At 32.1% G+C, this 1405-nt stretch carries 1 protein-coding gene; it reads left to right on the top strand.

The features are described from left to right. A partial coding sequence (locus E1171_RS01370) for a replication initiation protein (protein WP_155203335.1) occupies positions 1 to 1138 on the top strand: 1138 nt, incomplete at its 5' end. Positions 1139 to 1405: the final 267 nt, after the last annotated feature.

The raw sequence follows: 1405 nt of genomic DNA on the forward strand, positions 1-1405 counted from the left end.
TTTAGAGCAGAGTATTGCCACTCAGGATAATGCCTTTACGGAGTCCAGGCATAACCTGAAGGCATTGGAAATAGATATATTTACTTCCTTGCTCGTGCAGGTTAATAATATGAAACTTAGTGAGGAAGAGGAGAGGGAGCTGGAAAAAGCCACCCCGCTGGGTAGTCAATCTGAAAAGACCTATCTTTTTTATTTAGATATTAAGGATCTGGAAAAAATCTCAGGGAAGGAGTACGTGACTAAACGAATGTTAAAATACGCTCAAAATCTAAGAGATGTTGAAATTTATTTTCAAGATGATAATAGGGAAGCATTAACAGGACTTATATCAAAAGCAGAGTTGATTGATAATAGTATTTTGCGATTAACTGTAGATAGGGATATTATTAGGATTGCAAAAAAGAAAACGGATTTTACTCTATTTTATAATATTGAATCTTTAAAGCTCAATTCGACTTTTGCAAAGAGAATATATCAAATGTGCATGAGATATAAAGGCTTAAAGAAACTTCCAAATGCCAGGTATGAGCCCTTCAATGTTTTAGTTGAGGATTTAAAGTCAATGCTGAATGTTGAGGAGAAATATCCTCTCTATGGTAATTTTAAGCAAAAGGTATTGAATGTGGCTCTAAGAGAAATTAATGAGAAAACTTTCTTAAAGGTAGAGGTAAAAGAACATAAGAATGGAAGAAAAACAGAGCGTTTAGAATTCTTTATTGAAAAGAACGAGTCGAATATTAATAAGTTTGAGCAACTATATCCCAGTTCAACAAATATAAAGACAGTAGGAGGGAAGAGGCAAAAGAAACAAAAAGAAAATATTCTGGACCCTGCCAAAATAATAAAGGAAATAATAGATACTAGGACTAAAGATGATAGCTTAAACTATTCTTTACGTGGAGCTAAATTTACTTTAGATGTTAAACACTATTATCAATTGTTGATAGATATGGGCATTTGGGCGGAACAAGCAAAGGAGATAATGTTATGGCCTGATCCAAAAGCGTTGTCAGGGATTTTAAGTAATTTTAAGTTCCCAAGCACCTATGAATCTACAATGGCAAGTGGAGCCTCTAAAAGTAAAGGAGGATATGCCTACAAAGTAATAATGAATCAATTAAAAGGAAATAATAATTGAAAATTAATTAGAAAGACCTCTAGGGGAAAAAGTCTATTTAAATTCTAGAAATAAAAACTGGAAGTTTTAATAAAATTCCCATTTACTATGACCCTTCTCTCAAAAATAATTGGCATTAATGAAAGACAATTAGGGCATTACAAACAATTATGGATGGAGAATCTCCCCAATTTTAGTTAAAAAATCTAAAACTCGATGGTTAAAAAAAATTCTCTAAAAGTTTTTAATTGATAGTAATTTTACTATCTTTAAGGAAATGGAAGCTGA

The sequence above is a fragment of the Xanthovirga aplysinae genome (genome assembly GCF_009711365.1).
Taxonomy (GTDB): Bacteria; Bacteroidota; Bacteroidia; order Cytophagales; family Cyclobacteriaceae; genus Xanthovirga; species Xanthovirga aplysinae.